Below are 862 nucleotides of genomic sequence, written 5' to 3'. Positions count from 1 at the left end.
TGTAGTGGCATAGTTAATTTGGCCACCCATTAAGAAAGAAATGTTATGCTAATAAGCATACAAATTTGGGTGAAAAAATGACGAAATTAAAACGCGCAACGTATTCTGCGGCAATCAAGTTAGAAACAGCTCAGCTTGTAGTTGACCAAAGTTATACTCAAGAAGAAGCAGCCAAAGCGATGGGGGTGGGTAAATCAACCGTCAGTAAGTGGGTTACTCAATTAAAGCAAGAGCGGAATGGCCAGACACCATCTGCTTCACCAATGACGCCCGAACAAATTGAAATCCGCGAACTTAAAAAGCAAATCCAACGCATTGAATTAGAAAAGGATATATTAAAAAAGGCTACCGCTCTCTTGATGTCCGACTCCCTGAACAATTCTCGTTAATCGAGAAGTTAAATCAACGAGAGCGTTATCCAATTAGTGTGCTATGTAGTGTATTCAATGTGCATCGCAGCAGCTATAAGTACTGGGTCATACGGGATACAACGCCGACGCCAGAGCAAGTAAGGCTAGAGGCTGAAGTTAAAGCAATACATGCAATGAGCGGTGGCTCAGCTGGGGCACGGACAATCGCAGCAATTGCAACGAATAACGGTTTTGAATTAAGCCGTTATCGCGCCGCTAAGCTCATGATTAAACTAAAACTAGAGAGCTGCCAAGTACCACAACATCAATATAAAAGGGGTAGTAATGAGCATCTTGAAATCCCAAATTTGCTAGATAGGCAGTTTGATGTTGTTGAGCCAGATACCGTGTGGTGCGGTGATGTGACGTATATTTGGGTAGGTAATCGCTGGGCTTATTTAGCCGTTGTTATTGATTTATTTGCACGTAAAGTCGTTGGTTGGGCCATGTCG

1 pseudogene is annotated in these 862 nt (G+C 42.8%); it reads left to right on the top strand.

From position 1 onward, the window contains the following. Positions 1-77 precede the first annotated feature (77 nt). Positions 78-862 (top strand): annotated as a pseudogene (locus PSI06_RS21020) (IS3 family transposase); the annotation flags it as partial.

Origin of the sequence: Pseudoalteromonas sp. GABNS16E, from assembly GCF_028598715.1 — a bacterium.
Classification (GTDB): Bacteria; Pseudomonadota; Gammaproteobacteria; order Enterobacterales; family Alteromonadaceae; genus Pseudoalteromonas; species Pseudoalteromonas atlantica.
The sequence above is the reverse complement of the archived record's forward strand: the minus strand, read 5'-3'. Positions and strand labels throughout refer to the sequence as shown.